Genomic DNA, 25847 nt, shown 5'->3' with positions numbered 1-25847 from the left:
CGTGTGTGCGTCCCACGTATGCGCATACGGCCCCGCGTGGGCGGCGGGCGGCGTGCGTCTGGATCTCCGGGACGCGTACGTTCTGGATGAGGATGACCGAACCGTGTACGTCCCGGACCGTCGACCGCGCACGTCCGGGGCCGCCGGGCGGCGGGCGCCCGGAGCGCCCTCTCCGCCGGCTCGACGGGGTCTCTCCGGCCTTGGTTACGCGTCCGCCGACGCAGGCTCCTCGGCGTCCTCCGCATCCGCCTCAGCGGCCGTTCCGGCCTTCTCGGCCGCCTCCGCCTCCGCCTCCGCCGCCTGGGCGGCCGCGTCGATCGCGGCCAGGGAACGGCGGACCTGATTGCGGTCGGTGGTGTACCAGAAGCCGGGCATCGAGGCGCGCAGGAACGAGCCGTACCGCGCCCGCTCGACCCGCGGGTCGAGGCAGGCGACCACGCCGCGGTCCCCGGAAGCGCGGATCAGACGGCCCGCGCCCTGCGCCATCAGCAGCGCCGCGTGCGTCGCCGCGACCGCCATGAAGCCGTTGCCGCCGGCCTCCTCCACGGCCTTCTGGCGGGCGCTCATCAGGGGATCGTCGGGGCGCGGGAAGGGCACCCGGTCCATGACCACCAGCTGGCAGTTGGCCCCGGGCACGTCCACGCCCTGCCAGAGCGACAGGGTCCCGAACAGGCACGTACGGGGATCCGCCGCGAACGCCCGGATCAGCTCGCCGAGCGTCTCCTCGCCCTGCAGCAGGATCGGCACGTCCAGACGGCCGCGCAGCTCCTCGGCGGCGGCCTGCGCGGCCCGCATCGAGGAGAACAGCCCGAGCGTCCGCCCGCCGGCCGCCTCCACCAGCTCCGCCAGCTCGTCCAGCATGTCCGTACGGGTGCCCTCGCGCCCCGGCTGGTTCAGGTGCTTCGCGACGTAGAGAATGCCCTGTTTCGCGTAGTTGAACGGGGAGCCGACGTCCAGGCCCTTCCAGGGCGGCACGTCCTCTCCCTGCGTGCCCTCGGGGGCCAGGCCCAGCGAGGCCGCGACGCCGTTGAAGTCACCGCCGAGCTTGAGGGTCGCGGAGGTCAGCACGACCGAACGGTCCTCGAAGAGCTTCTCGCGCAGCAGCCCGGACACCGACAGCGGGGCGACGCGGAGCGAGGCGCCGAAGCGGTCGTGCCGCTCGTACCAGACCACGTCGTACTCGGAGCCGTTCGCGATCCGCTCGGCGACCGCGTGCACGTTCTCCACGGAGGCCAGCGCCTGCTTGCGGACGGCGTCCTCGTCCTGGACGGACTTGTCGCGGGTCGAGCCGAGCGCCGAGATCACCGTACGGGCGGCGTCCCGCAGCGCCATCAGGCAGTACCCGAGGTCCTCCGGGATCTCCTCCAGGCGGCCGGGCAGCGCCAGCTCCATCAGCCGCTCGAAGGTCTCGGAGGCGGTCTGCAGCTGGTCGGCCGCCTTCTCGTTGACGAGCTTGGCGGCCCGCCGCACCGCGCGGTTGACCTGCCCCGGTGTGAGCTCGCCCGTGGCCACGCCGGTGACCCGGGAGACCAGCTCGTGGGCCTCGTCGATGATCAGTACCTCGTGCTGCGGCAGGACCGGCGCGCCCTCGATGGCGTCGATCGCGAGCAGCGCGTGGTTGGTGACCACCACGTCGGCGAGCTTGGCCCGCTCGCGGGCGGCCTCCGCGAAGCACTCCGCGCCGTACGCGCACTTCGACGCGCCCAGGCACTCCCGCGAGGACACCGAGACCTGGCCCCAGGCCCGGTCGGAGACGCCGGGGGTGAGCGCGTCCCGGTCGCCGGTCTCCGTCTCGTCCGCCCAGTCCCGCAGCCGCAGCAGGTCCTTGCCGAGCTTGCTCGTGGCCGTGGCCTGCTCGAAGGGGTCGAACAGGCCCTCCTCCTCGTCCTGCGGCACGCCCTCGTGCAGGCGGTGCAGGCAGAGATAGTTCGACCGGCCCTTGAGCATGGCGAACTGCGGGCGGCGGCGCAGCTGCGGATGCAGCGACTCGACCGTACGCGGCAGGTCGCGCTCGACCAGCTGGCGCTGGAGCGCCAGGGTGGCCGTCGCGATCACCACGCGCTCTCCATGGGCCAGCGCCGGCACCAGATAGCCGAGGGACTTTCCGGTACCGGTGCCGGCCTGGGCGAGCAGGTGCGTGCCGCCGTCGACGGCCTCGGCGACCGCCTCGGCCATGGCGACCTGGCCGGGGCGCTCGGTGCCGCCGACGGCGGTGACGGCGGCATGGAGCAGTTCGGGGAGGGAGGGCTTCGTCATAGCGCTGCCAGCCTACGCGGGCCCACTGACACCCCGCCCGGTCCAGGCCGCTCCGCGGCCGGTCGCACGGTCGTGTCAGGGGGCGTGCAGCGGGTTCGGGATCATGCCGTGCACGGCGGCGTGCGGGCGGTGCGGGCGATCACGGTATCCGTCCAGGTGGAGACGGTTGCGATTGAGGCAGAGCCGTTCGATCTCCGGCGTGAGCAGGTCGAACATGGCGTGCCGCTCCTTGAGGTGCGGGAAGCGCTCGTGGTGGCGCAGGATCTCGGCCCGTACGAGTGACCAGAACTCGCCCTCGGGTACGCCCAGTTGCTCCTCGCACAACGGCGCCAGATAGCGGAACACGCCGACGAACAGCCCGGAATGGATGAACTGGGTGAGGAAGGCGGGCGGTTCGGTGAGCAGGATCTCGCGCACGTCCTCGGGCATGGCGGCCAGTTCCGGCAGCGGCCCGTCGGTCGTGTTGACGTCGTCGACGAAGTCCTTGACCGCGAGGCGGGTGGGGACGTCGTGCGCGTCGAAACAGACGATCGCGTTCTCGCCGTGCGGGGAGAAGACGGTGCCGTACTGGTACAGGAAGTGCAGCAGCGGCGGCAGCAGGGCGGCGAAGAGGTGGCGCAGCCAAATGCGCGGCGCGAGGCCGGAGCGGTGCACCAGCTCGGCGGTGAGGGCCCGGCCCTGCGGGTCGGTCTGCAGCAGCGAGGCGAGGGTGCGGGCCCGCTCGCCGGGGTCGAGCAGCGGGCTGAGCGGCTCGCGCCAGATGCAGCCGAGCAGTTCCTTGTACTGGTAGGGGACGCCGGGGATGCGGTCGTACAGGGGGTGTTCGACGGTGACGGACGCGGTCTCGCCGAGGAGGATCACGCGGGTCTCGTCGCGGAGGTACGGGTCGGCGTCGCGCAGGCCCTGGACCCAGGCGGTGACGGCGGGTGCTGCGAGGGTGCGTTCGGTGGGCAGGCCGCGCCAGACGAGGGTGTTGAGGACGGACAGCGGCAGTTTGACCGTGCGGGCGTGCGGGCGGCTGGTGTTGAGGAAGGTGCGGATGGACTGCTGCGGCAGCCGGAGGTCGTTGTCAGTGGTGAGTGGGACGATGAATTTGGCAGCGATCTGGGGGGCGAAGAGCGGGGCGATGGTCTCGTCCCACTGCCAGGGATGCACGGGGAGGTAGAGGTAATCGACAGGGTCGAGGCCCTGGTCGGTGAGGGTGCGGGCGAAGGCGTCGCGGAGTTCGGGGGTGAGTTCTTCGGAGTACAGGCAGTCGGGGAGGGCCAGCGGGCCGGTGCCGCGGTAGCGGGCGAGGTCGCGGTGGGCGGCGATCCACGGCAGCCGGCAGGGGGTGCGGGCTTCCGGGGCCCAGCGTCCGGCGTCGGCGGCGGAGAAGCCGAGCCGTCCCTTGTTGGCGATCAGCCAGGGGTGCCCGGTCTGGTGGCCTTCGAGGGCCGCGTAGTCGAGGTCGGCCAGCTCGGCGGCGGAGACGGCGGTGGCGTCCAGGCGGGTGTCGGCGGCAAGGGTGGCGGTCAGTTCACGGATGAGGTGGCCGGTGGTGTCACCGCTCAGGCCCAGGACGGTCTCGTGGGCGTGGAAGAGGAAATGCAGGGGGTCGCCGGTGGGCGTGACGGAGTCCGGGTCGACGCGCCAGTGGCCGTACGCGCCACGCCGGGCGTGGAAGCGGTAGGTGACGTCGGGGGTGAGGGTCAGGCGGTAGCGCGGGGTGCCGCAGGGGGCGGTGCCGTCCGGCTCGGGGGCGATGACCTCCTCGTAGGCCAGTTCCGCGAGGGTCTTGGCGAGGAGGCGGCGGGCGGCGTGCCGCCAGGCGGCGTCGGACGGGCCGGCCGGGGCCGGCGGGCGGGTCGGACCGGACCGGTCGGCGGCACCCGTCGGGTCCGTGACGTCCGACGGGTCGGTGGGGCCGGCGGTATGGGCGGGCTGGGCGGACGGTGACAAGGCTGGCTCCTCGGGGCTCGGCGTGAGCGGCATAAGGGAATTCGCAGCGGGTCGTTGTCGAAGGGAGCTGATACGGGGAGGGCGTGACCGGAGGGGGCCGGGGTCCGGGGCCGGAGCCGGGTCACAGGACGGTGCGCAAGGCGCGGTCGCGGATCATCAAGGCGGCGCGCTTGTCGGGCAGGTCGGTCTCCGCGGCGAATCGGAATCCGCCACTGAGGAAGGCTGCCACGGAGGGGGTGTTGCGCAGGTCGGGTTCGGCCACGATCCGGCCGCACCGGGGCCGGTGGTCCAGGATGAGGTCGGCGGTGGCCCGCAGCAGGGCCGCGCCCAGGCCGCGTCCGCGGTCGGCCACGCCGCCGATGAGCAGGTGGATGCCGGTGTCGTGCGGACGGGCCGGGTAGTAGCGGGCGAGCGGGTCGAGGTCGGCGCGGTAGATCTCCCAGTAGCTCATGGGGACGCCGGCCAGTACGCCCAGGCAGGGCACGCTGCGGCCGTCGCCGTCGAGCTGCGTGCGCAGGTGCGCGGCGGTCCTGGCGGGCGGCCCCGCCAGTTCCCAGAAGGCGGCCACGGCGGGGTCGTTCATCCAGCCGGAGATCAGCGCGAGGTCGCGCTCCAGCCGTACCGGTACGAGCTGAAAGGGCCCGGCCGGGGTCTCGGCGGGCCCCCATCCGGCGAGCGCGTCCAGCAGTGGCCCGGACGCCGGCTCGCCGGGCCGCAGCCGGGGCGCGACGTCCTGGGCTCCGAGGGCGGCCGGCTCGGGCGGCAGCACGAGGTCGAGGGTGTCACCCGAGCTGTCGCGGTGCTCGGGTGCGGGGGCGGCCGCGCCGGGCGCGAGCCCCCTGTCCGACGGTGCCTCGCGCGCGGGGTCGGCCGTGGTCCCGTCCGTGCCGGCGGCAGCGGAGGGCCCGGCCGTGGCGGGCCGCGGGACGCTCACCGGAGCCGGGCCGGCGGGGACGCCGGCGGAGGCATCGGTGGCGACACCGACGGAGGCTCCGGTGGGGGCCGCGGCCGGCGCGGAAGGCGGTTCGACAGGGGGCACGGCGGGTGCTCCTCTCGTGGCCTCGTGGGGGCGGGGTTCCGTGGCCGCTGGGGTCACGTGGCGAGCGGATTGGGGAGGGTGACGTACACGGACTGGGTGTCGACCGGGCCGACCAGTTCGTCCAGGCCGTGCAGCCGGGTGAGCAGGTTGGCCTTGCACCGCAGGGCCGGTGCGCCGAGGAGGTGCGCGGCGAGCGGCGAGCGGTGCTCCTTCGGCTCGGTGGCGGCCGAGGCCAGGAACCGCCGGAACGCCGCGAGGAGCACCCCCTCGTCCGCCAGCTTCTGGGCGCCGAACGCGCCGATCAGGCCGAGGATGTTGTTGATGCCGAGGTAGTACGCGAAGCGCTCGTCGGTGACGTCGTCGGGGACGAACGTGTCGCTCTCGACGCCGATGCCGGGCAGCCGCCGGTCCAGCTCGGCGCGCCGGGACTCGCGGAAGTAGTACCCCTGGTTGTCGCGGTACCGGCCGCCCACGGGCCAGCCGTCGGCGTCGAGCACGACGAGGGTGTTCTGCTGATGTGCCTCCAGGGCGACGCCCGCGGTGCCGTCGAGCCAGAGGACGGGGCGTACGACCGTGTGGAGGTAGCGCAGGAACCACTCGGCGGCGACGGCTCCGGTGGGCCGGCCGGTGCGCGCGGTCAGCGTGCCGATGAGGTCGGCGAGGCGCGAGCGCAGTCCGTCGTGGCCGGGCCAGGGCCGCGGGGAGGTGAGCCCCGCGACGCACACGGCGTCGTCGGCCGGTCCGAAGGGGTTGTGGCGCAGGACGACGTCGAGGCCGCGGACGGGGGTGCCGTCGGCAGCGGTGACGGCGAGCCAGGCCGGGTCGCGGATGACGTCGAAGCCGGGGTGCGCCGCGCGCCACTGCTCGGCGAGGCCGCTGCGGAGCAGGCGGTGCACCTCGACGCCGCGCTGGAGTTCCTTGCGGAGGTTCTCCCGCCGCGAGTTGGTGATCCGGAGCCCGAGGGAGAGCTTGAGCATGGCGTCCGCGCCGGGGCAGTGGACGGTGCGTACGGAGGACGTGGCGTGCCAGTGCGCGCCGTACGCGCCGAGGTCGCGCAGCAGTCCGGCGTCCAGAAGCGCGGCGGCCTCGGGGCGGTGCCGTACCTCGCGGGCCTGCCAAGGGTGCAGCGGCAGCAGCGCGCTGCCCTCCGGGACGGCCGGCGCTTCGCCTGCGAGGCCGGCGAGACCGGCGGTGAGGAGGTCGGCCGGCACGGCGCGGCCACGGGCGGTCCAGGCGGAGTCCATGGCCAGTACGGACCGGTCCACGGCCAGCCAGTGCAGCCGGAAGGAGCCGCGCAGCTCCGGTGAGTACGCGTGGACCTCCCCCTCGGACAGCCCCTCGCGGCTCTTGGGGGTGGGGTGCAGCGGGTGCCCCAGGATCAGCGACTGCTCGCCGTCCAGGAAGCGGTCGTCGTGCGGGGTGGCGGGGTGGTCCCGGCGCTCGCGGAGGATGACGGCGGTGCAGCGTACGGAGTTCGCCACCCGGCCGATCAGCTCGGCGGCGTCCTCGGCGAGGGCGCCCGGGCCGGGCACGGGGGCGCCCGAGCCGGGAACGGTGGTGCCGGGGTGCGTGGGGGCCGCTCCGTTGAGATGCGCCGGGGCGTGCGTGCTCACGCCGTTGACCGCCGGGCCGTCGGAGGCCGGCTTCTCCCACGGCGCTCCGCCGTCCGCCGCGCCGCCGCCGACCGCTTCGCGGCGGAGCAGGGCGGCGAGGGTGACGGCGTCCACGGGCGGAGCGCCGGCCGGCGCCTGCTCCAGTACGGGCGGGCCGAAGCGGTGGCAGCCGGTGGCCGACCAGTAGCGGACCGGGACGCCGAGGACGGTGCCGCTGGCGTCGAGCGGCAGCCGGAGGTGGGCGCCGGCCGGCCGCGGGACGCCGTTCTCCCGGATCCAGCAGCGCAGCAGGTTCTCGACGCCCGCCGCGTCCGCGGCCACCGCCGGGTCGGGGTGCTCCAGAGGGTCGGGGCCCTCCTCGGGACCTGCCGCGGGACCGGCCGCGGGGCCGGGCAGGGACGTCGTGCCGGGCAGCGACGTGGCGCCGGTGCGCTCGGCCACGTCGACGGCCACGCCACCGCTTCCGTCGGCACTCGCCGGCAGGCCCGCCTCGCAGACATGGCCGATGCGTCGCGCCTGACGGGGGACGCTGGGTTCGTCGGCCGGCGGCGTGCTCGCCACCCCGTCGCCGTCTCCGCCGGGGCCGCGCCGTACGTCGGGCTGCGGCGCGGCTCCGTCCTCGCCGGGGCCGGTCGCCGCACGGCCGCCCCGGGGGGCCGTCGCCGCGGAGTCCGGTGAGCCCGGCGCTTTCGCCGGGGGCGCGGCGGCATCGGGGCCGTCGGCCGGTGACGGGGCGGGCTGCGCCGCGTCCGCCGGGTTCTCGGCCGTGGGGGCTGCGTCCGGGGAGGGGCCGGCCGGCCCGTTCGTCGCAGGGCCAAGGCGTTCGGTCATGGGGTGGTGCCTCGCATCGTGGGGAGGGGGGTGCCCGCGGATCCGGGAGTGGAACGGACCGCCGCCGCGATGGCGTCGGCGAGGCGGTCGAGTACGGCGTCGGCCTGTTCGTCGGTGAGGGTGAGCGGCGGGAGCAGGCGCACGACGGCGGACCCGCGCCCGCCCAGCTCCACGATCAGACCGCGGTCGAGACACTGCTGCTGGACCTCGGCGGCGAGCCGGGAGGCGGGCGGCGGCGCGCCGTCGGAGCCCACGGGGCCCTCCGCGTCGACCAGTTCCACGCCGAGCATCAGGCCGCGGCCGCGTACGTCGCCGACGCAGTCGTGGTGCGCGGCCAGGCCGCGCAACCGTGCGAGCATCCGTGCGCCCAGTTCGGCGGCGTGGGCGGCGAGGCCGTTCTCGCGTACGTACGCCAGTGTCGCGGCGCCCGCCGCCATGGCGAGCTGGTTGCCGCGGAACGTGCCGGCGTGTGCGCCGGGGCGCCAGGTGTCCAGCTCCTCGCGGTAGACGATCACCGCGAGCGGGAGGCTGCCGCCGATGGCCTTGGAGAGGACGAGGACGTCGGGGACGATGCCGCTGTGTTCGACGGCCCAGAAGGCGCCGGTACGGCCGACGCCGGTCTGCACCTCGTCGACGATGAGCGGGACGTCGTGCGCCGCGGTGATCTCGCGCATCCGCCGCAGCCAGCTGTCGGGCGCGGGGATCACGCCGCCCTCGCCCTGCACGGGCTCCAGGATCATGGCCGCCGGACGCGGCACACCGCTCTTGGGGTCGGCGAGGGCGTTCTCCGCCCAGCGCGCGGACAGTTCGGCGCCGCGCTCGGCGGCCTCCGCTCCCCCGCCGTCGGCGGCTTCTCCCGTGTCGCGTCCGCCGCCGGTCCCGAAGGGGCAGCGGTAGGCGTACGGATACGGGAGACGGGTCACGGAGGTGTCGCGCGCGCCCCCGGACGCGGCGAGCGCCCCGGCCGTCATGCCGTGGTACGCGCCGGTGAAGGCCATCAGGCCGCTGCGGCCGGTCGCGGTCCGTACGAGCGTCAGCGCGGCCTCGACGGCGTCCGTGCCGGCCGGGCCGCAGAACTGCACCTTCCCGTGCTCGGCCAGCTCGCGCGGCAGGGTGGCGAACAGCTCGCTGGTGAAGGCGTCCTTCACAGGGGTGGCGAGGTCCAGGACGTGCAGCGGGGCGCCGGAGTCCAGGACGGCGCGGATCGCTTCGAGCACGACGGGGTGGTTGTGCCCCAGCGCCAGGGTGCCGGCGCCGGAGAGGCAGTCGAGGTAGCGGCGGCCGTCCGCGCCCTCGATCGTCAGCCCGCGGGCGCGGACGGGGACGACGGGCAGCGAACGCGCGTAGGTGCGGGCGGCGGATTCGCGGAGCGACTGCCTCCGCAGGATCTGCTCATGGGCCAGCGGCGGTGCCATCGGCGGAGGCTGGGTCAAGGCCACGGCGGTGTTGTCCTCCTGCTTTCAACGGGCCACCGGAGCGCCTGGCGGCGCCGGTCGCCGGCTGTGTGGGCCGTCCCGTGAACACGGACCGGCCGTCCCCCGTACGTACCAACGACGTCACGGGCACCCGATCACGGCCTCGACAAAGATCCTTGACGACCGGAACCGCGGACCCGCTCGGTGCCGTCCCCCACGGCACCGGCATAGTGGGGCTCTGCATTCCGGACCGGCCACAAGAACCGGCGGATCGGTCCGAACAAGTCCATATCGATCGCCGACGGTTGCCGAGCGGCCGCCTTTACGGCCGCCGCGGTCGTCGAAGCGGTCGCCGAACACACCCAGGGGGAATCCACTCATGCGATCCATCCGCCCGTCCGCCGCCCGGTCGCGTGCCGGCCGGAGAACCACGCGCGGCGTCCGCCCGGCCGTCGCCGCGGCCGCGCTGGTCGGCGCGCTGGCGCTGACCGCGACCGCCTGCGGCCCCTCGGAGAACGACGCCGGCGCGCAGCCGGACCAGTCCTCCGTGGAGCAGCCGGGCGGGGACAAGCTGAAGATCCCCCAGGAGCTGCAGGACAAGCTCAAGGACCTCGGCGTGAACCTGGACGACTGGAAGCACGGCGAGTGGAAGAACTGGGACAAGGACAAGTGGCTGCGTGAGGCGGGCCAGTTCGTCAACCCCTACATCAAGGGGCTGTGGGACCCGGACCGCATGAAGGACGCCGAGCAGCCCGACAAGCCGGTCGAGCCGGAGGACATCTCCGGTGACCAGGGCGTGACCGACCCCGAACCGGCGCCCGTGAAGGCGCAGCCGGTGAGCGCGCCGTACAGCACCAACGCGCCCGGCGTCGGCAAGGTGTTCTTCGACAGCCCCGAGGGCTCGATGGTCTGCTCCGGCGCCGTGGTCGAGGACCCGGCGAACCCGGGCAAGTCGAACCTGGTGTGGACGGCGGGCCACTGCGTGCACGCGGGCAAGAGCGGCGGCTGGTACCGCAACATCGCGTTCGTGCCCTCGTACAACGACAGCGGCAGGTCGGCGGCCGAGCTGCAGGGCGCCACGAAGGAACAGCTGGCCCCGAAGGGCGTGTTCTGGGCCGACGCCGCGCAGACCTCGGAGCAGTGGATCGACCAGGGCGCGAAGACCGGCGGCCAGGGCGCTCCGTACGACTTCGCCGTGCTGCACGTGAAGCCGGAGGCGGGCAACACCAAGTCGCTGGAGGAGACGGTCGGCCAGGCCTACCCGGTGCAGTTCAACGCGCCGGCCGTGCCGAAGATCCCGTCGATGACCGCGCAGGGCTACCCGGCCGCGAAGCCGTTCGACGGCCAGACGCTGCAGGAGTGCCCGTCGAAGCCCGGCCGGCTGTCGCTGGAGACCGCGCAGCCGACGATGTACCGCATCGGCTGCACCATGACCGCGGGCTCCTCCGGTGGTCCGTGGTTCGCCAAGGACCAGCAGGGCCGGACCGCGCTGGTGTCCAACACCTCGATCGGGCCGGTGACGGCCGACTGGCTGGCCGGGCCGCACCTGGGCGCGGAGGCCAAGGGCGTGTACGAGGCGGTCAGCAAGAAGTTCGCCGGCCGGTGACGGGCACGGCGTCCCTTTGACGGCGTCCCTTGAGCGGACATGCGCGAGGGCCCGCTCCCCGGCGTGGGGAGCGGGCCCTGGTCGTGCGTACGCCCTACGGGTGCGGGCGGATCAGCTGCCGGCGGCCGCCGGCACGTACGGCTGCAGCTCCGCGGCCAGCTCCTCGTGGACGCGGGCCTTGAGGACCGTGCCCTCCGCGGTGTGCTCCTCGGAGATCACCTCGCCCTCGGCGTGCGTCCGGGAGACCAGCTGACCGTGGGTGTACGGGACCAGCGCCTCGATCTCGACGCTGGGCCGCGGCAGCTCCTCGTCGATCAGGGCGAGCAGCTCGTCGATGCCCTGGCCCGTACGGGCCGAGACCAGCATGGCGCGCTTCTCCTGGCGCAGCAGGCGCTGGAGCACCAGCGGGTCCGCCGCGTCCGCCTTGTTGACGACCACGATCTCCGGCACGGCGGTCGCGCCGACGTCGCGGATCACCTCGCGGACGGCCGCCAGCTGCTCCTCGGGCACCGGGTGCGAGCCGTCGACCACGTGCAGGATGAGGTCGGAGTCGCCGACCTCCTCCATCGTGGAGCGGAACGCCTCGACGAGGTGGTGCGGGAGGTGGCGTACAAAGCCGACGGTGTCGGCGAGAGTGTACAGCCGGCCGCTGGGCGTCTCGGCCCGCCGGACGGTCGGGTCCAGGGTGGCGAACAGGGCGTTCTCCACCAGGACACCGGCGCCGGTGAGGCGGTTGAGCAGCGAGGACTTGCCCGCGTTGGTGTAGCCGGCGATGGCGACCGAGGGGACCTTGTTGCGGCGGCGCTCCTGACGCTTGGTGTCGCGTCCGGTCTTCATCTCCGCGATCTCCCGGCGCATCTTCGCCATCTTCTCGCGGATCCGCCGACGGTCCGTCTCGATCTTGGTCTCACCGGGACCACGGGTGGCCATGCCGCCGCCCGTCGAGCCGGAGCCACCGCCACCCATCTGCCGGGACAGCGACTGACCCCAGCCGCGCAGCCGCGGCAGCATGTACTGCATCTGTGCCAGCGAGACCTGCGCCTTGCCCTCCCGGGACTTGGCGTGCTGGGCGAAGATGTCGAGGATCAGGGCGGTCCGGTCGACCACCTTGACCTTGACGACGTCCTCCAGGTGGATCAGCTGGCCGGGGCTCAGCTCACCGTCGCAGACGACGGTGTCGGCACCGGACTCCAGCACGATGTCGCGCAGCTCCTGCGCCTTGCCGGAGCCGATGTACGTCGCCGGGTCCGGCTTGTCGCGGCGCTGGACCACTCCGTCCAGCACCATGGCGCCCGCGGTCTCGGCCAGGGCGGCCAGCTCCGCGAGGGAGTTCTCCGCGTCCCGGACCGTCCCGGAGGTCCATACGCCGACCAGCACCACGCGCTCCAGGCGCAGCTGCCGGTACTCAACCTCGGTGACGTCCTCGAGCTCGGTGGAAAGGCCCGCCACACGGCGCAGCGCCGCGCGCGCGGAACGGTCGTACTGGTCGCCGTCACGCGCCCCGTCGATCTCGTGGCTCCAGGCGACGTCCTCTTCCATCAGGGCGTCGGCCCGAAGGCTCTCGTGGAGGCGCTGTCGGTCCTGCTGAGGAAGGGAAGAAGAGGAGGTCATTTGATCCTTTGTGTCGTTGGGACGTCCCGGGATCGGGCCCGCGGGGCCCGGGGACTCTCGATCGTGACAACGTCCGGACGCCCCGGGAGATTCCCGGCGGTCCCGGCGTCGGCCCGTCGATGGTCGCACGGCGGGTGAGGCCCGTCACGCGACTTTTCCTGCCCTGCCATTGTCCCTGGTGAGCGGGGCGGCACCGGCCTCGGGGGGTCAGGAGGAGTGTGCCTTTGCGGGGCCCGGCTCCTTCTGGTCCTTCTTGACGCGCCAGTCCGGGTGGCCGGGCATCGGCGGGGTGCGGGTGTCGTAGAGCCAGGCGCGCAGAAAGCCGGAGAGGTCCTTGCCGTGGATGCGGGAGGCCAGCGCGATGAAGTCGCCGGTGCCCACGACGCCGTCGCGGTGCTGCGCGAACCAGGCGCGCTCCAGGCGGTCGAAGGCGGCGGCGCCCATCCGCTCCCGCAGCGCGAAGAGGACGAGCGCGCTGCCGTCGTAGACCACGGGGCGGAAGATGCCGATCTTCTGGCCCTTCTCGGGGACCTTCGGGGCGGCCGGCGGCCCGCCCGCGGCCCGCCAGGCGTCGGACTGCTCGTAGGCGCGCTTCATGCGCTCCTCCATGGCGGCCGTGCCCTTGCTCGCACGGTCGGCGTAGAGCGCTTCGTACCAGGTGGCGTGCGATTCGCTCAGCCACACGTCGGACCAGGTACGGGGGGTGACGCTGTCGCCGAACCACTGGTGTGCCAGCTCGTGCACCATCAGTGACTCCACGTACCAGGCCGGGAGCTTGTCGGTGGTGAAGAGGTGCTTCTCGAAGAGCGACAGCGTCTGGGTCTCCAGCTCGAAGCCGGTCGAGGCGTCGGCCATCAGGACGCCGTACGTCTCGAACGGATAGCGGCCCACCTGGCGCTCCAGCCAGGAGATCTGCCCGGGCGTCTTCGCGAGCCAGGGCTCCAGCTTCTTGCGCGCGTCGGCCGGTACGACGTCCCGCAGGGGCAGCCCGTGCGGGCCCTGACGACGGACGACGGCGGACTTCCCCAGGGAGACCTGGGCCAGCTCGGTGGCCATCGGGTGCAGCGAACGGTACGTCCACGTGGTGGCGGGGCCGCGGCCGCTGCGCCCCAGAGGCAGGCCGTTGGCGACGGCCGTGATGCCCCGGGGAGCGGTGATCCGGAAGGTGAAGGCGGCCTTGTCCGAGGGGTGGTCGTTGCTCGGGAAGACGCGGTGCGCGGCGTCCGCCTGGTTGGCCATCGCGAGCCCGTCGCCCGTACGGATCCAGCCGCCGTCCTTGGCGCCCTTGGGATCGCTGGTGTGCCGCACCACGATGCGCATGGTCTGGCCGGGCCCGACGGGGTGCGCCGGGGTCACCACGAGGTCCTCGCCGTGCGTGGCGTGGCGGGCGGGAGCGCCGTTGACCTCCACCGACCGCACGGTGCCGCGGGCGAAGTCGAGGTTGACGCGGTCCAGGTGGTCGGTGGCGCGGGCGGTGATGGTGGTGACGGCGTCCAGCGGGACGTCGTTCTTCCCGGAGTACTTCAGGGCGATGTCGTACGCGTCGACGTCGTAGCCGGGGTTGCCGAGGTGCGGGTAGAGGCGGTCGCCGATCCCCTGGGGGCCGGGCTCCGGCGCGCCCGCCGCGAGGAGGGCGCCGACGGCCAGCACGGCCGGGACGGCGCGGCGGGCGGCCACGAGGCGGCGCGGGGCGGCGGGGCGCGGCAGGTCCGGCGCCTGGCGGGTGGGGAACGCGGTACGGCGGGACGTAAAGGGCATGCGTTACCGCTACCAGCACGGCAACCCGCGTGAACGGCGACGCGGCAGCGCGGCACCCGAATGAGCGGTTCCGCCCGCTTCCCGGGCGCGTCGCCGAGAAGCGGCTCACAGGGCCTCAGGAAGCCGCGCCCCGAAGCCGTGCGCGCCCCCTTCAGAAGCGGAGGGTCGCGGCCGGCTGATTGCGGCCCGCGCGCAGCACGTCGAAGACGCCCGGCACCTGGCGCATCGCGCGCATCAGGGAGGGCAGTTCCGCGGCGTCCGGGAGGTGCAGCGTGTACGTGTGCCGTACGCGCTGCTCGCGGGGCGGTTCCACGTCAGCGGAGACGACGGCGGCGCCCTGCGCGGCGATGGCCTCGGTGAGATCCGCCAGCAGGCGGGGCCTGCTGAACGCCTCGGCGAGCAGCGTGACCCGGCAGCCCTGGTCCGGCGCGGCCGAACGCCGCCACTGCACCCCTACGGGGGCCCGCCCGGCGGCCGCCATCCGGGCCACGGCCGGGCAGAGGGCGCGGTGCACGGTCACGGCGCCGCCGCGTACGGCGAAGCCGGTGACCTTGTCGGGCGGCACAGGGGTGCAGCAGCCGGCCAGCCGGACGGGGGCGTCGGGGAGGTCGGCGACGGCGGGGACGGGCGGCCGCGGCCGGCGTGCCTCGGGGGCCGGGCAGGCCTCCTCCTGGTCGGTGGTGCCGTCCTCCGCGGTGGTCTCCGCCTCGTGGCGCGTGGCGCTCTCCGCGCCGCCCTCGGGGCGCTCCGCCGCCTCCTCGGCCGCTTCGGGCTCCACGGGTTCCGCGCCGGGGTGGGCGGTGAGCCAGCGGGAGATGGCGAGCCGGGCCGCGGGGGTGCGCGCGTACTCCAGCCATTGCGGGGAGGGGCCGGCCGCGGAGTCCGGAGCCATGAGGAGATGCAGGCTGTCGCCGTCGCGGAGGATCGTCGAGAGGGTCGCCAGGCGGCCGTTGACGCGCGCGCCGATGCAACAGTGCGCCCCGGCTCCGTGGAGTGCGTACGCGGCGTCCACGCAGCTCGCGCCCGCCGGCAGCCGGAACGCACCGCGGTCGCCGGAGTCGTCGCCCGCCTCGCGCGCCGTGTCCGCTCCCGCCCCGAAGCCGACGTCCGCGCGGAAGACCGAGATCTCCCGGTCCTCGGCCAGGTCGTCGCGGAGCGAGGTCCAGAACGTGTCCGGGTCCGGCGCGACCCGCTGCCACTCCAGCAGCCGCGAGAGCCAGCCGGGGCGGGTCGGGTCCACCCGTTCCCCGTCGGGCGTCTCCGCGCCCTCCTGGGGCCCGAACGGGCCGCCCTCGGCGAGGACGTGCGGGTCGCCCAGCGCGATCACGCCGGCCTCGGCCACCCGGTGCATCCGGTGGGTACGGATAAGCGTTTCCGCAATATGGCCGTCCTCGCTCATCACGGCCGTGTGCAGGGACTGGTACAGGTTGAACTTGGGCGCCGCGATGAAGTCCTTGAACTCCGAGACGACCGGCGTGAAGCAGGTGTGCAGTTCGCCCAGGACGGCGTAGCAGTCCGCGTCCTCGGCGACCAGCACCAGCAGCCGCCCCAGGTCCGCGCCGGTCAGCTCGCCGCGCCGTATCCGCACGCGGTGCACGGACACGAAGTGCCGCGGCCGGACGAGGACTTCGGCGTCGATGCCGGCGTCGTGCAGCACCGTGCGCATGCGTGCGGCGACGGCCGCGAGCGGGTCCGGGCGCTCGGCGTGCCGCAGCACGAGGGTGCGGGTCGCCGCGTACTCCTCGGGGTGCAGGATCGCGAAGACCAGGTCCTCCAGCTCGGTCTTGAGCGCCTGGACGCCCAGCCGCTCGGCGAGCGGGATCAGCACATCACGGGTGACCTTGGCGATCCTGGCCTGCTTCTCGGGCCGCATCACGCCGAGGGTGCGCATGTTGTGCAGCCGGTCGGCGAGCTTGATCGACATCACCCGGACGTCGTTGCCGGTGGCCAGCAGCATCTTGCGGAAGGTCTCCGGCTCGGCGGCGGCGCCGTAGTCGACCTTCTCCAGCTTGGTGACGCCGTCGACGAGGAAGCGCACCTCGGCGCCGAACTCCTCACCCACCTGATCGAGCGTCACGTCCGTGTCCTCGACCGTGTCGTGGAGCAGGGACGCCGTCAACGCCGTCGTCTCCGCGCCCAGTTCGGCGAGGATGAGCGTCACGGCGAGGGGGTGGGTGATGTAGGGCTCGCCGCTCTTGCGCATCTGTCCGCGGTGCGAGGACTCGGCGAGGAGGTACGCCTTGCTGAGGACGTCGAGGTCGGCGTCCGGGTGGTGGGCCCGGTGGACCTTGGCGACGTGCTCCAGGGCGTCGGGCAGACCGTCGCGTGGGGCGGGCCCCAGCAGCGCCGCGCGGCCGAAGCGGCGCAGGCCTCTCAGTTCCAGCCGGGGCCGGCCGCGTTTACGGACCGCGGCCCCTGCCGGGTGAAGCTCTGCGGGCGCACCGCTGGGTTCAGTGGCCTCTGCGCTCATGGGGCACCTCCGGCAGCATCGACCGGCGGCCGGACGCGATCAGGCGGTGACGGCGGTGTCCGGGCCGGTGCTTGATGCTACCGAGCCCATCACGCACCGCTCACCGCCTCTCGCCCAGAGTGAAACGGATCACCCATTCGAGCGAAACTTCAGCCACGGCCGTTACCGTCCGAAACCGACTTCCGGACTCCTTCCGGAGCCGGCCGGCGGCGCCCCTCAGGCGGTGGCCGCGCGCAGCCAGGAGGGGTCGAGCGTGCCCTCGGCGACGATCTCCGCGGGGCCCGTCATCTCCACCGTGCCGTCCGGCAGCTCGGTGATCACCAGGGTGCCGCCGAGGACGTCGACGGTGTACGTGACGGGGCTGCCCGTCACCGAGGGGTCGGCGCCGTCACGGCGGGCGGTGGCCACGGCGACCGCGCAGGCGCCCGTGCCGCAGGAGCGGGTCTCGCCGGAGCCGCGCTCGTGCACCCGCATCGCGACGTGGCGCGGGCCGCGGTCGGCGACGAACTCGACGTTGACCCCGTCTGGGTAAACGTCGGCAGGGCTGAACGGCGGAGCGCTGTACAGGTCACCGGCGTGGCCGAGGTCCTCGACGAAGGCGACGGCGTGCGGATTGCCCATGTTCACGTTGCGGGCGGGCCAGCTGCGGCCGCCGACCGTGACCGTGACCTGCTCCTCGGGGAGCTCGGCGCGGCCCATCACGACGGTGACGTCGCCCGTCGCGCCGCCGGCCGCGTCCTTGGCGAGGTGCACGCGGCGCACCCCGGCGCGGGTGGCGACGGCCAGGTCGCCGGCCTCGACGAGCCCGGCGTGCTGGAGGTAGCGGGCGAAGACGCGGACGCCGTTGCCGCACATCTCGGCGATCGAGCCGTCGCCGTTGCGGTAGTCCATGAACCACTCGGCCTCGTCGGCCATCGCGCGCGCCTCCGGGTGGGCCGCCGACCTCACGACGTGCAGCACACCGTCGCCGCCGATGCCGGCCCGGCGGTCGCAGAGCCGCGCCACCAGATCGGCGGGCAGCTCCAGCCGGCCGTCGGGGTCGGGGACGATCACGAAGTCGTTCTCGGTGCCGTGTCCCTTGAGGAAGGCGATGCGCTCGTTGCTCACCCTTGAATCGTACGGGTCGGCACCGACGGCGGCGCCATCGGCACGGGCGGCCCGCCGCGCACCGGGGCGGCGCTCAGCCTCGGAGCCGGGCCACGCGCCAGATGGCGAGGGCCGCGAGCACCAGGACGACCGCGATGTACACCGCGACCACCCGCCAGTCCGCGCGCCGGCCCGAGCCGCGGGCCGGCAGCCCCGGCCAGGTGTGGCCGACCCGGCGGGCGGCCATCATGCCCCAGCCCGCAGCGCAGCAGCAGAGCAGCAGCCCCAGCATCGCGAAAACGGCGCCGCCGTCCCCGCCGAACTCGAAGGCCAGCGGGAAGGCGAACATCAGAGAGCCGACGGCGGCCAGGCCCACGATGGGCGCGAGCTGCCAGAGGCGGAGGCGGCGCGGCGGCCGCAGCTCCCGGAAGGACGCGGCGTCCTCGGCGGGCCGGTCGTCCTCCGCCTGCGCGTCGGGCCCGTCCGAGCCGTCCAGCGCGTCCCCGTCCGCCGGTCCGTCGTCCTCCGGGGCCCGGTGTCCGCCCATGAGCGGATCGTCGTCGAGCGGGCGGTCGTCGGGGGCGATGCGGTCGTGCTCGGGAAGGGCCGCGTCCGCGCCCGGTGCGGCGTCGTCCGCGAAGCGGTCGGCCTCGGGGAGGCCCTCCGCGTCCGAAGGCCCGGGGCCGGCGGCCGGCCCGGGGCCGTCGTCGAGGGCGGGTGCGTGGCCCGGGATCGCCTCCCGTGCGCCGCGCTGCCCTTCGGGTCGCGTCTCCGGCTGTTGCGCTCTGCTGCGAGGGCGGGCCTCCATCGCCAATGCCCTCCCAGTTCCAGACGCCACGGCTCGGTCGATGGTCGATAATGACACGCCCTCAGGGGGCCCGATGACGGCCGGAGCGTCCCGATGCCAGGACGTGATCAGGCTGTGACCGGTCGTTCGAGCAACGCCAGCGCGCGGTCCGGAAGTTCCTCGCGGGCGTCCGCCGCGCCGCTGAGCCAGTGGACCCGCGGATCACGCCGGAACCAGGAGTCCTGCCGGCGCGCGAAGCGCTTGGTGGCGCGCACGGTCTCGGCCCGCGCCTCGTCCTCGGTGCACTCCCCCGCGAGGTACGCCAGCACCTGCTGGTACCCGAGCGCACGGGACGCCGTACGCCCCTCGCGCAGGCCCTGGGCCTCCAGCGCGCGTACTTCCGCCACGAGCCCCGCATCCCACATGCGGTCCACCCGTACGGCGATCCGCTCGTCCAGTTCGGGGCGGTCGACGTCGACGCCGATCTGCACCGTGTCGGCGTAGACCTCCCGCTGGTCGCCGGGGCCGGGGAGGTTGGCCGTGAAGGGCCTTCCGGTGATCTCGATGACCTCCAGGGCGCGGACGATGCGGCGGCCGTTGCTCGGCAGGATCGCGCGCGCCGCTTCGGGGTCGGCGGCGGCCAGCCGGGCGTGCAGCACGCCGCTGCCCGCGTGCTCCAGCTCGGTCTCCAGACGGGCCCGCACCTCGGGGTCGGTGCCGGGGAACTCCAGGTTGTCCAGCGCGCCGCGCACATAGAGGCCGGAGCCGCCCACCAGGACGGCGGTGCGTCCCTGGGCGAGCAGCCGGTCGATCTCGGCACGGGCCAGCCTCTGGTACTCGGCGACGCTCGCCGCCTGGGTGACGTCCCAGATGTCCAGGAGGTGGTGCGGGACGCCGGCCCGCTCTTCCTGGGTGAGCTTGGCGGTACCGATGTCCATGCCTCGGTAGAGCTGCATGGAGTCGGCGTTGATGACCTCACCGCCGAGATGCCGGGCGAGGGCGACGCCCAGATCGGACTTACCGGCCGCGGTGGGGCCGACGACGGCGATGACCCGCGGAGCGGGAACTGCGTTGTTCACCGAGCCAGTGTGTCAAACCGCGCGGCCGGTTTCGAATGAACCGGACGGCCGGTCCGCCCGCAGGCGCAGCGGGGTGAGGTTTGACCCGCAAGAGTAGGGTAAAGGCCAGATGCAGACGTTTTTCTAACTATGCGTCCTCCGACCAGGGAAGGTGGCTCATGGGCCTGCTGGACAATCTCAAGGCCAAGGCCGGCCTCCTCAAGGGCAAGGCCGGCGACCTCGCGCAGCAGCACGGGGACAAGATCGATCGGGGCCTGGACAAGGCCGGGAGGACGGTCGACGCCAGGACGAAGGGCAAGTACAGCGGCCAGATCGGCACCGGCACGGCCAAGGCCAAGGAGGCGCTGCGCCGGATGTCCGAGGGCCACGGCGAGCACGGCCCGGGCGCGAGCGGCCGGCCCGGCGAGGACCCGGGCACCGGAAAGCGGCCCGGCGACCCCGTGTGAGGCCGGGAGAGCCGGACAGCCCGGTGGCCGGGGACCACGTGGTCCCCGGCCACCGCCGTTCATCGGGAGCCGCGCCCCGGTGCCTCCCGTTGCGGGCCGGTCAGGACCACGCCGCCACGAAGTACCCCACGCCGTACGGCGCCTCCTCATGGAGCAGCGCGCCGTCCAGTCCGGCACCCTCCGCCGCGCCGGCCAGCACCTGCCAGCTGGACCGGCCCGAGACCATGAGCGACTGGGCGGGCTCCTCGTCCAGCGCCCCGAGGGCGGCCGCGTCCGCGGTGCCCAGCATGCGGGCCAGCTCCGCGTCGAACCCTTCTGCGCGCTCGTCGAAGTAGCCGGGCGCCTTGACCGTGCGGCAGGCGCTGCCGTCGCCCATCACCAGCAGGGCCACGCGCTCCGCCGACGCCGCGAGCTGTCGTCCGGCACCGAGGCACAGCTCCGGTTCGAGTGGTTCGCCCACCCCGAGGGCCGACACGGGAACGCCGCGCCAGTCGGCGCGCTCCAGGAGCCAGGCCCCGAGCGCCAGTGAAGGCGGCAGCTGCCGCCCCTCGGCGGCGCCTTCGCCATCCGGCGTGCCGAGCCGTACGGAGAGGTCCACGCCGAACCCGGAGAACGATCCCGGGGCCCCCTCCTTGAACGCCCCGCGGCCCTCGGGCTCGGCGGGGCCGACGACGACCAGCCGGTCGGCCCGCGCGGCGGCGAGCACGCCGACGGCGTCCGCGCAGGCGGCCCGCAGGCCGTCCAGTTCGGCCGCGGCACCGCCGGCGATCTCGGGGACGAGCAGGGGCGGGCAGGGACACAGAGCAGCAGCTACGAGCATGCTCCGCAGCGTATCCCCGCCGCCGTGGGGCATCGGTCCGCGGCCTCCCGGCCGACGCGGGAACCGGCCGCGCGGACGCCTGTGCGGGCGCGTACCGGCCCGGCGGGCGGCCGGCGCCGTTCCCGTCACCGGGAGGGGCGCCGGAGCCTCAGGAGGTCGGGCAGCAGCCGCCGGCCGGCTCCGCCGGCGCGGGGGCCGGGGCACCGACCGTCGGCAGCCCGAGCATGACGCCGGCGGGCTGCGGCGGAGCGGCGTTGCGGCGCTCCCAGGCGTCGCCGGAGCGGGTCCGGCGGACCGAGACGGCCTCGCCCTCGGCGAGCAGGTGGTGCGGCGCCGCGTACGTGATCTCGACCGTCACCATGTCGCCGGGGCGCACCTCGGCGGCCGGCTTGGTGAAGTGCACGAGGCGGTTGTCGGGCGCGCGTCCCGAGAGGCGGTGCGTGGCGCCGTCCTTGCGGCCCTCGCCCTCGGCGACCATGACCTCGACCGTGCGGCCGACCTGCTTCTTGTTCTCCTCCCAGGAGATCTCCTCCTGGAGCGCGACCAGCCGCTCGTAGCGGGCCTGGACGACCTCCTTGGGGATCTGGCCCTCCATGGTGGCGGCCGGGGTCCCGGGGCGCTTGGAGTACTGGAAGGTGAAGGCCTGCGCGAAGCGGGACTCGCGGACGGCGTGCATCGTCTGCTCGAAGTCCTCCTCGGTCTCGCCGGGGAAGCCCACGATGATGTCGGTGGAGATGGCCGCGTCCGGCATGGCGGCGCGGACCTTCTCGATGATCCCGAGGAAGCGCTCCTGGCGGTAGGAGCGGCGCATGCTCTTCAGGACGGCGTCGGAGCCGGACTGCAAAGGCATGTGGAGCTGCGGCATGACGTTCGGCGTCTCGGCCATGGCGGCGATGACGTCGTCGGTGAAGTCGCGGGGGTGCGGGGAGGTGAAGCGGACCCGCTCCAGGCCCTCGATCTTCCCGCAGGCGCGCAGCAGCTTGGAGAACGCCTCGCGGTCGCCGATGTCGGAGCCGTAGGCGTTGACGTTCTGGCCGAGCAGGGTGATCTCGGAGACGCCCTCGGAGACCAGCGTCTCGATCTCGGCGAGGATGTCGCCGGGGCGGCGGTCCTTCTCCTTGCCGCGCAGCGCGGGGACGATGCAGAAGGTGCAGGTGTTGTTGCAGCCCACGGAGATGGAGACCCAGGCCGCGTAGGCGCTCTCGCGGCGGGTGGGCAGCGTCGAGGGGAACGCCTCCAGGGACTCGGCGATCTCGACCTGCGCCTCCTCCTGGACGCGGGCGCGCTCCAGGAGGACCGGCAGCTTGCCGATGTTGTGCGTGCCGAAGACGACATCCACCCAGGGCGCCTTCTTGACGATGGTGTCGCGGTCCTTCTGGGCCAGGCAGCCGCCGACGGCGATCTGCATGCCGGGCCGCGAGGCCTTCTTCGGGGCGAGCTGGCCGAGGTTGCCGTAGAGCTTGTTGTCGGCGTTCTCGCGTACCGCGCAGGTGTTGAAGACGACGACGTCCGCACCGTCGGCGCCCTCGGGCGCTGGCACGTACCCGGCGTCCTCCAGCAGGCCGGCCAGCCGCTCGGAGTCATGGACGTTCATCTGGCACCCGTGGGTGCGCACCTCGTATGTCTTCGCACTCATCTCAATCGACCAGGGTACGTGCTTCCGGAGGCCGTCCGCCTCCTCCGGGGGCATCCCGGAGGGGCGGACGGGAAGCGGCCGCGGTCAGCGGCTCAGGGGCGGGCCGGCTTCAGTTCGATGTCCTGGTGGATGTCGCCCCGGGAGGGGTCGACCGCCACGAAGCGGGCCGTGGGCGCGTGCGCGGATCCGGAGGCGATGACGGTGTAGCCGCCGGGCTCCAGGCCGGTGATGCGGTAGCGGCCGCCCACCGCGCGGACGCCCGCGCGGCGCTTGCCGCGGTCGCTGACGACCGTGATCCACGCCTCGCAGCCGCCGGGGTGCTCCGGGCAGTGCAGGGAGCCGCTGACGGTGCACGTGCCGGCCGGAGAGGCCGTACGGGCACCGGGGGCCGCCGAGCGGCCGCGGGTCCCGGCAGCGGGCGCCGGAGCGGCCTCCGCGGCCGGCTTCCGCCGGGCGGCGGGGGTGCCGGCCGTGGCGCCGGAGGACACCGGGACCTGCTTGGCGCCCGGAGCGCCCTCGTGCCGGGTGTGCGCCAGCCATGCGGCCAGCGCCGCCTGGGTGCGGCGGTCCAGGGTGGAGGCGGCGTGCGTCGTCGGGGCTGCGGCCTTCGCGGCCGGGGCGGCCTGCGTGGCCGGGGCCGGCTCCGGGGTCGCGGTGGTGACGGTCAGGCCGCGGTCGTCGGCGTAACCGGCCAGCGCCTCGTCCAGCGCCGCCAGTTCCCGCAGCGCCACATGGAGGCGGTCGGCGCGCGGCCCGGAGGGAGCGTGCAGCACGCCTTCCAGTTCGCGGATGAGCGGGCTGACCCGTACCCAGGTGCCCTCGGGCTCCCCCGTGGCGAAGCGGTGGTCCAGGGCGTGCAGCGATTCCACGAAGGTGGCGGTGATGCGGTCGACGCGGCCGGCCAGTTCGGGGGCGAGGTCGATGTCGATGTCGGCGGCGGCCGCGAGCGAGCGGGCGTGACCGGTGGCCGCGGCGAGCAGCGCGAGGCGGTTCTCGGCGCCCCTGCCGCGGACGCCGACCGGCATCCGTACGAGCGGCCGGGCGACGCCGCGCACCTGGTACAGGGCGGCGTCGACGCCGCGGGCGGCGCCGCGCAGCCGGACCGGCGCCGCGGGATCCTGCCAGCGCTCGGCGACCTGGGAGACCAGGTGTTCCAGCGCGGAGACGTAGCCGCGCTCGGCCTCTTGGGCGATCTTGCGGCTGGACACGGGGAAGACCAGCGCGGCACAGGCGGTGGCGATGATGATGCCGAGCCCGTTGTCCAGCAGGCGCTCGCTGAGCAGGGTCTCCATGCCGGTGTACGGGGTGGACAGGCCGTAGAGCTGCACGAGGGCGGTGACCAGGCCGGCGACCCAGTAGGCGTACTGGCGCTGCATGCCCCAGGAGCCGAAGGTCAGGCCCGCGACGATGACGAGCAGCGTCCAGTAGATGTGGCCGGGGCCGATCAGACGGAGCAGCAGGACACCGATGACGGCGCCGACGATGGTGCCCGCCATACGGTGGCCGAGCTTGCGCAGCCTCTCGTGGGTGGTGTTGGTGCCGAACAGCGTGATCATCACGCCGACCAGGCCCCAGTAGAAGCGCTGCGGGTTGATGGCGTCGGTGATCGGGCACACGATGGCCGCGGCGAGCCCGGCGTGCACGGGAGCGCGCAGGTACGGGACGGCACGCCGCCAGCCCTTCTCGTTCTGGGCCGCGATCACGCGGCGGGCGACGGCACCGGTGCCGGCCGGGCGGTTCTGCTCCAGCGCGACCGTGGGCTGGAAGGGCACCTTGGCCCGTGCGGTGGGCGCGTTCCAACCGAGGTCGAGCCAGTGCGCGAGGGAGTCGGCGAGCGTGTCCAGGAGGTGGCCGACCCGGCGGGCGAGCGCGGCGGCCTCGGCCTCCTCGGCGCCCGTCTCCGGCGCCTCCAGGACGGCGGTGGCCTGCTGCTGGATGAGCTGGGCGGCCGGGCGCAGCGCGTCGGCCCGGCCGAGCGGGGTGTCCCGGGCGATGACCAGGCCCACGACCATGGCCTCCCTCAGGTGCGCCGGCGCCGGGAGGCGGGTGAGCTGCTGCACGCACTGGCCGATGCCCTTCAGGGCCAGCTCGGCGTCGAAGAGGTGGCGGTGCAGGAGCTCCGCGGTGCCGGGGTCGGCGGCGACCTCGGGCTGGGCGAGTCGGCCGTCGATGGTGACGGTGGTGACGTTCAGGCGGCGCAGGCTGCGGCGCATCCGCTTGACGGCGACCTCGTGGTCGGCGTCCGGGTCCAGCGCGTCGGTGGCGGCGTCGGCGACCCTGCGGGCCTCGACCACGAATGCGCGCTGCGTACGGAGGAGGTCCTCGCGCGGCATCGGGTAGCACAGCGCGAGGCGGGTCAGCAGGATGGCGACGGCGGACACGAGGGCGACGAGGAACATCTCGCCACAGAGGTTCAGCGGGACGTTCGCCATCATGCCGACCATGAAGGCGTTGAAGAGCAGCATGCCGCCCAGCAGCGCCAGGGTGCCGAACCGGGCGAGGAAGAAGGTCACCGCCAGCGCGGCCACCATGATGGTCAGTTCGACCACGCGGTACTGGTGCAGCCAGGCGGCGAGCGGCAGGGCGGCGGAGAACGGGAGCGGCATCCACAGGATGGCCCGGGTCAGCCGCTGCCAGGTGTTCTCGGCGACGGCGAACGCGCTCATCAGGCCCATCATGCCGCCGGCCATCATGCCCAGCATGGCGGGCAGGCCCAGCGCGACCGACATGCCGTAACCGGTCGCCAGCCCGGTGACCATGGCGACCAGCGTCCGCCACCCGGCCTGCAGCTGGCCGAGTCCGGGGTCGGCGGCGAGCACCCAGTCCCACCAGCGTCTCGGCCCGCCGACGCGCCGGGGCGCCATGGCGCTCTCGTGGGCCGGATCACGGCCCTTGCGGCCGTCGGTGATGTCCGGGGTTTGGGTGGCTGGCGTGGTCAACTGACCTCCGGTTCGATGGCGTGCAGCACGGTCGTTACGGCATCCCGGGCGGCGCCCACGGCGCGCTCCGGCTCGTCGACGTTCGAGCGCAGCCCTTCGAGGAGGGCGGCGGCCATCCGCTGCCGCGCGTGCTCCAGCAGCTCGCGGCCGGCGGGCGTCAGCGACGTCTCGATGCAGCGCCGGTCGTGGGCGCTGCGCTCGCGCTGGACGAGGCCGCGCTCCTCCAGCTCCTGCAGGACCACGGTGACCCGGGGCTGCGCGATGCCGGTGTACGCGGCGAGTCCGGTGACCCGCCGGGGACCGCCCTCCAGGGCGTCCAGGAGTGAGACGTGCGTACGCGGCAGCCCGAATTCACCGAGCCGGAAGAGTGCCTGGGAGAGCCTGCCGATGCCCCTGAGGAGCCCACGAGCGGCGTTCTCTATGCGCTGTTCGTCGGACGTCGACGATGAATGCATATAGCAATTATATAACAGGGGTATGCATCGGCCGGCAGTGGGGTGACCCGCGCCGCACG

17 protein-coding genes are annotated in these 25847 nt (G+C 74.0%); 2 read left to right on the top strand and 15 right to left on the bottom strand.

Annotated elements, in window-relative coordinates; all coding sequences use genetic code 11:
* Window positions 1-204: 204 nt before the first annotated feature.
* From ACZ6WH_RS35685 to ACZ6WH_RS35665, 5 genes are all read right to left on the bottom strand, one after another.
* Window positions 205-2256 (bottom strand): ATP-dependent DNA helicase, encoded by a 2052-nt coding sequence (locus ACZ6WH_RS35685; protein WP_469733860.1) that lies wholly within the window; start codon window positions 2254-2256, stop codon window positions 205-207.
* 75 nt (window positions 2257-2331) lie between these two features.
* On the bottom strand, window positions 2332-4230 hold the full coding sequence (locus ACZ6WH_RS35680; RefSeq protein WP_469733858.1) for an IucA/IucC family protein: 1899 nt from the start codon (window positions 4228-4230) through the stop codon (window positions 2332-2334).
* An 88-nt stretch (window positions 4231-4318) separates the two neighbouring features.
* Window positions 4319-5236: a GNAT family N-acetyltransferase gene (locus ACZ6WH_RS35675; protein WP_469733856.1), complete on the bottom strand. Its 918-nt coding sequence runs from the start codon at window positions 5234-5236 to the stop codon at window positions 4319-4321.
* A gap of 53 nt (window positions 5237-5289) precedes the next feature.
* Window positions 5290-7680 carry an IucA/IucC family protein gene (locus ACZ6WH_RS35670; RefSeq protein WP_469733854.1) on the bottom strand — a complete coding sequence of 797 codons (2391 nt, stop codon included), beginning with the start codon at window positions 7678-7680 and terminating at the stop codon, window positions 5290-5292.
* Window positions 7677-9119 (bottom strand): diaminobutyrate--2-oxoglutarate transaminase family protein, encoded by a 1443-nt coding sequence (locus ACZ6WH_RS35665; RefSeq protein WP_432859369.1) that lies wholly within the window; start codon window positions 9117-9119, stop codon window positions 7677-7679. Before ACZ6WH_RS35665 ends, ACZ6WH_RS35670 begins: the two co-directional genes overlap by 4 nt.
* A gap of 355 nt (window positions 9120-9474) precedes the next feature.
* Here ACZ6WH_RS35665 and ACZ6WH_RS35660 point away from each other — a divergent pair, with 355 nt between their 5' ends.
* The gene (locus ACZ6WH_RS35660; RefSeq protein WP_469733851.1) at window positions 9475-10701 is read left to right on the top strand and encodes a trypsin-like serine peptidase; all 1227 of its coding nucleotides are present in this window, start codon (window positions 9475-9477) and stop codon (window positions 10699-10701) included.
* Window positions 10702-10812: 111 nt separating this feature from the next.
* On the opposite strand, the gene hflX is transcribed toward ACZ6WH_RS35660, so the two are convergent.
* The 6 genes from hflX to miaA all read right to left on the bottom strand — a co-directional run bounded on the left by hflX (window position 10813) and on the right by miaA (window position 19492).
* Window positions 10813-12312: a GTPase HflX gene (gene hflX / locus ACZ6WH_RS35655; protein WP_432859365.1), complete on the bottom strand. Its 1500-nt coding sequence runs from the start codon at window positions 12310-12312 to the stop codon at window positions 10813-10815.
* Between the two features lie 207 nt (window positions 12313-12519).
* Window positions 12520-14070 (bottom strand): M1 family metallopeptidase, encoded by a 1551-nt coding sequence (locus ACZ6WH_RS35650; RefSeq protein ID WP_469733848.1) that lies wholly within the window; start codon window positions 14068-14070, stop codon window positions 12520-12522.
* A gap of 151 nt (window positions 14071-14221) precedes the next feature.
* The gene (locus tag ACZ6WH_RS35645) at window positions 14222-16540 is read right to left on the bottom strand and encodes a RelA/SpoT family protein (protein ID WP_469733846.1); all 2319 of its coding nucleotides are present in this window, start codon (window positions 16538-16540) and stop codon (window positions 14222-14224) included.
* Window positions 16541-16756: 216 nt separating this feature from the next.
* Window positions 16757-17647, bottom strand: coding sequence for a diaminopimelate epimerase (gene dapF / locus ACZ6WH_RS35640; protein WP_469733844.1), 891 nt, complete (start codon window positions 17645-17647; stop codon window positions 16757-16759).
* Window positions 17648-17720: 73 nt separating this feature from the next.
* Window positions 17721-18173: a hypothetical protein gene (locus ACZ6WH_RS35635; protein ID WP_469734020.1), complete on the bottom strand. Its 453-nt coding sequence runs from the start codon at window positions 18171-18173 to the stop codon at window positions 17721-17723.
* 368 nt (window positions 18174-18541) lie between these two features.
* Window positions 18542-19492 carry a tRNA (adenosine(37)-N6)-dimethylallyltransferase MiaA gene (miaA, locus tag ACZ6WH_RS35630; RefSeq protein ID WP_469733842.1) on the bottom strand — a complete coding sequence of 317 codons (951 nt, stop codon included), beginning with the start codon at window positions 19490-19492 and terminating at the stop codon, window positions 18542-18544.
* A gap of 158 nt (window positions 19493-19650) precedes the next feature.
* On the opposite strand from miaA, the gene ACZ6WH_RS35625 reads away from it, so the two are divergent.
* Window positions 19651-19938, top strand: coding sequence for an antitoxin (locus tag ACZ6WH_RS35625; protein WP_469733840.1), 288 nt, complete (start codon window positions 19651-19653; stop codon window positions 19936-19938).
* A 100-nt stretch (window positions 19939-20038) separates the two neighbouring features.
* Here ACZ6WH_RS35625 and ACZ6WH_RS35620 read toward each other — a convergent pair whose 3' ends face one another.
* From ACZ6WH_RS35620 to ACZ6WH_RS35605, 4 genes are all read right to left on the bottom strand, one after another.
* Complete coding sequence (locus ACZ6WH_RS35620) at window positions 20039-20758, bottom strand: class III extradiol dioxygenase subunit B-like domain-containing protein (protein ID WP_469733838.1); 720 nt, start codon at window positions 20756-20758, stop codon at window positions 20039-20041.
* Between the two features lie 148 nt (window positions 20759-20906).
* Window positions 20907-22394, bottom strand: a complete 1488-nt coding sequence (gene miaB, locus ACZ6WH_RS35615; RefSeq protein ID WP_469733836.1) for a tRNA (N6-isopentenyl adenosine(37)-C2)-methylthiotransferase MiaB — start codon at window positions 22392-22394, stop codon at window positions 20907-20909.
* Window positions 22395-22486: 92 nt separating this feature from the next.
* Entirely contained in the window at window positions 22487-25333 is a 2847-nt protein-coding gene (locus tag ACZ6WH_RS35610; RefSeq protein ID WP_469733834.1) for an FUSC family protein, read from the bottom strand.
* Window positions 25330-25788, bottom strand: coding sequence for a MarR family winged helix-turn-helix transcriptional regulator (locus tag ACZ6WH_RS35605; RefSeq protein ID WP_469733832.1), 459 nt, complete (start codon window positions 25786-25788; stop codon window positions 25330-25332). The genes ACZ6WH_RS35610 and ACZ6WH_RS35605 overlap by 4 nt, the downstream gene beginning before the upstream one ends.
* Between the last annotated feature and the right edge of the window lie 59 nt (window positions 25789-25847).

It is taken from the genome of Streptomyces sp. NPDC050806 (assembly GCF_055586425.1).
This window is presented reverse-complemented; position numbering and strand designations above follow the sequence as displayed.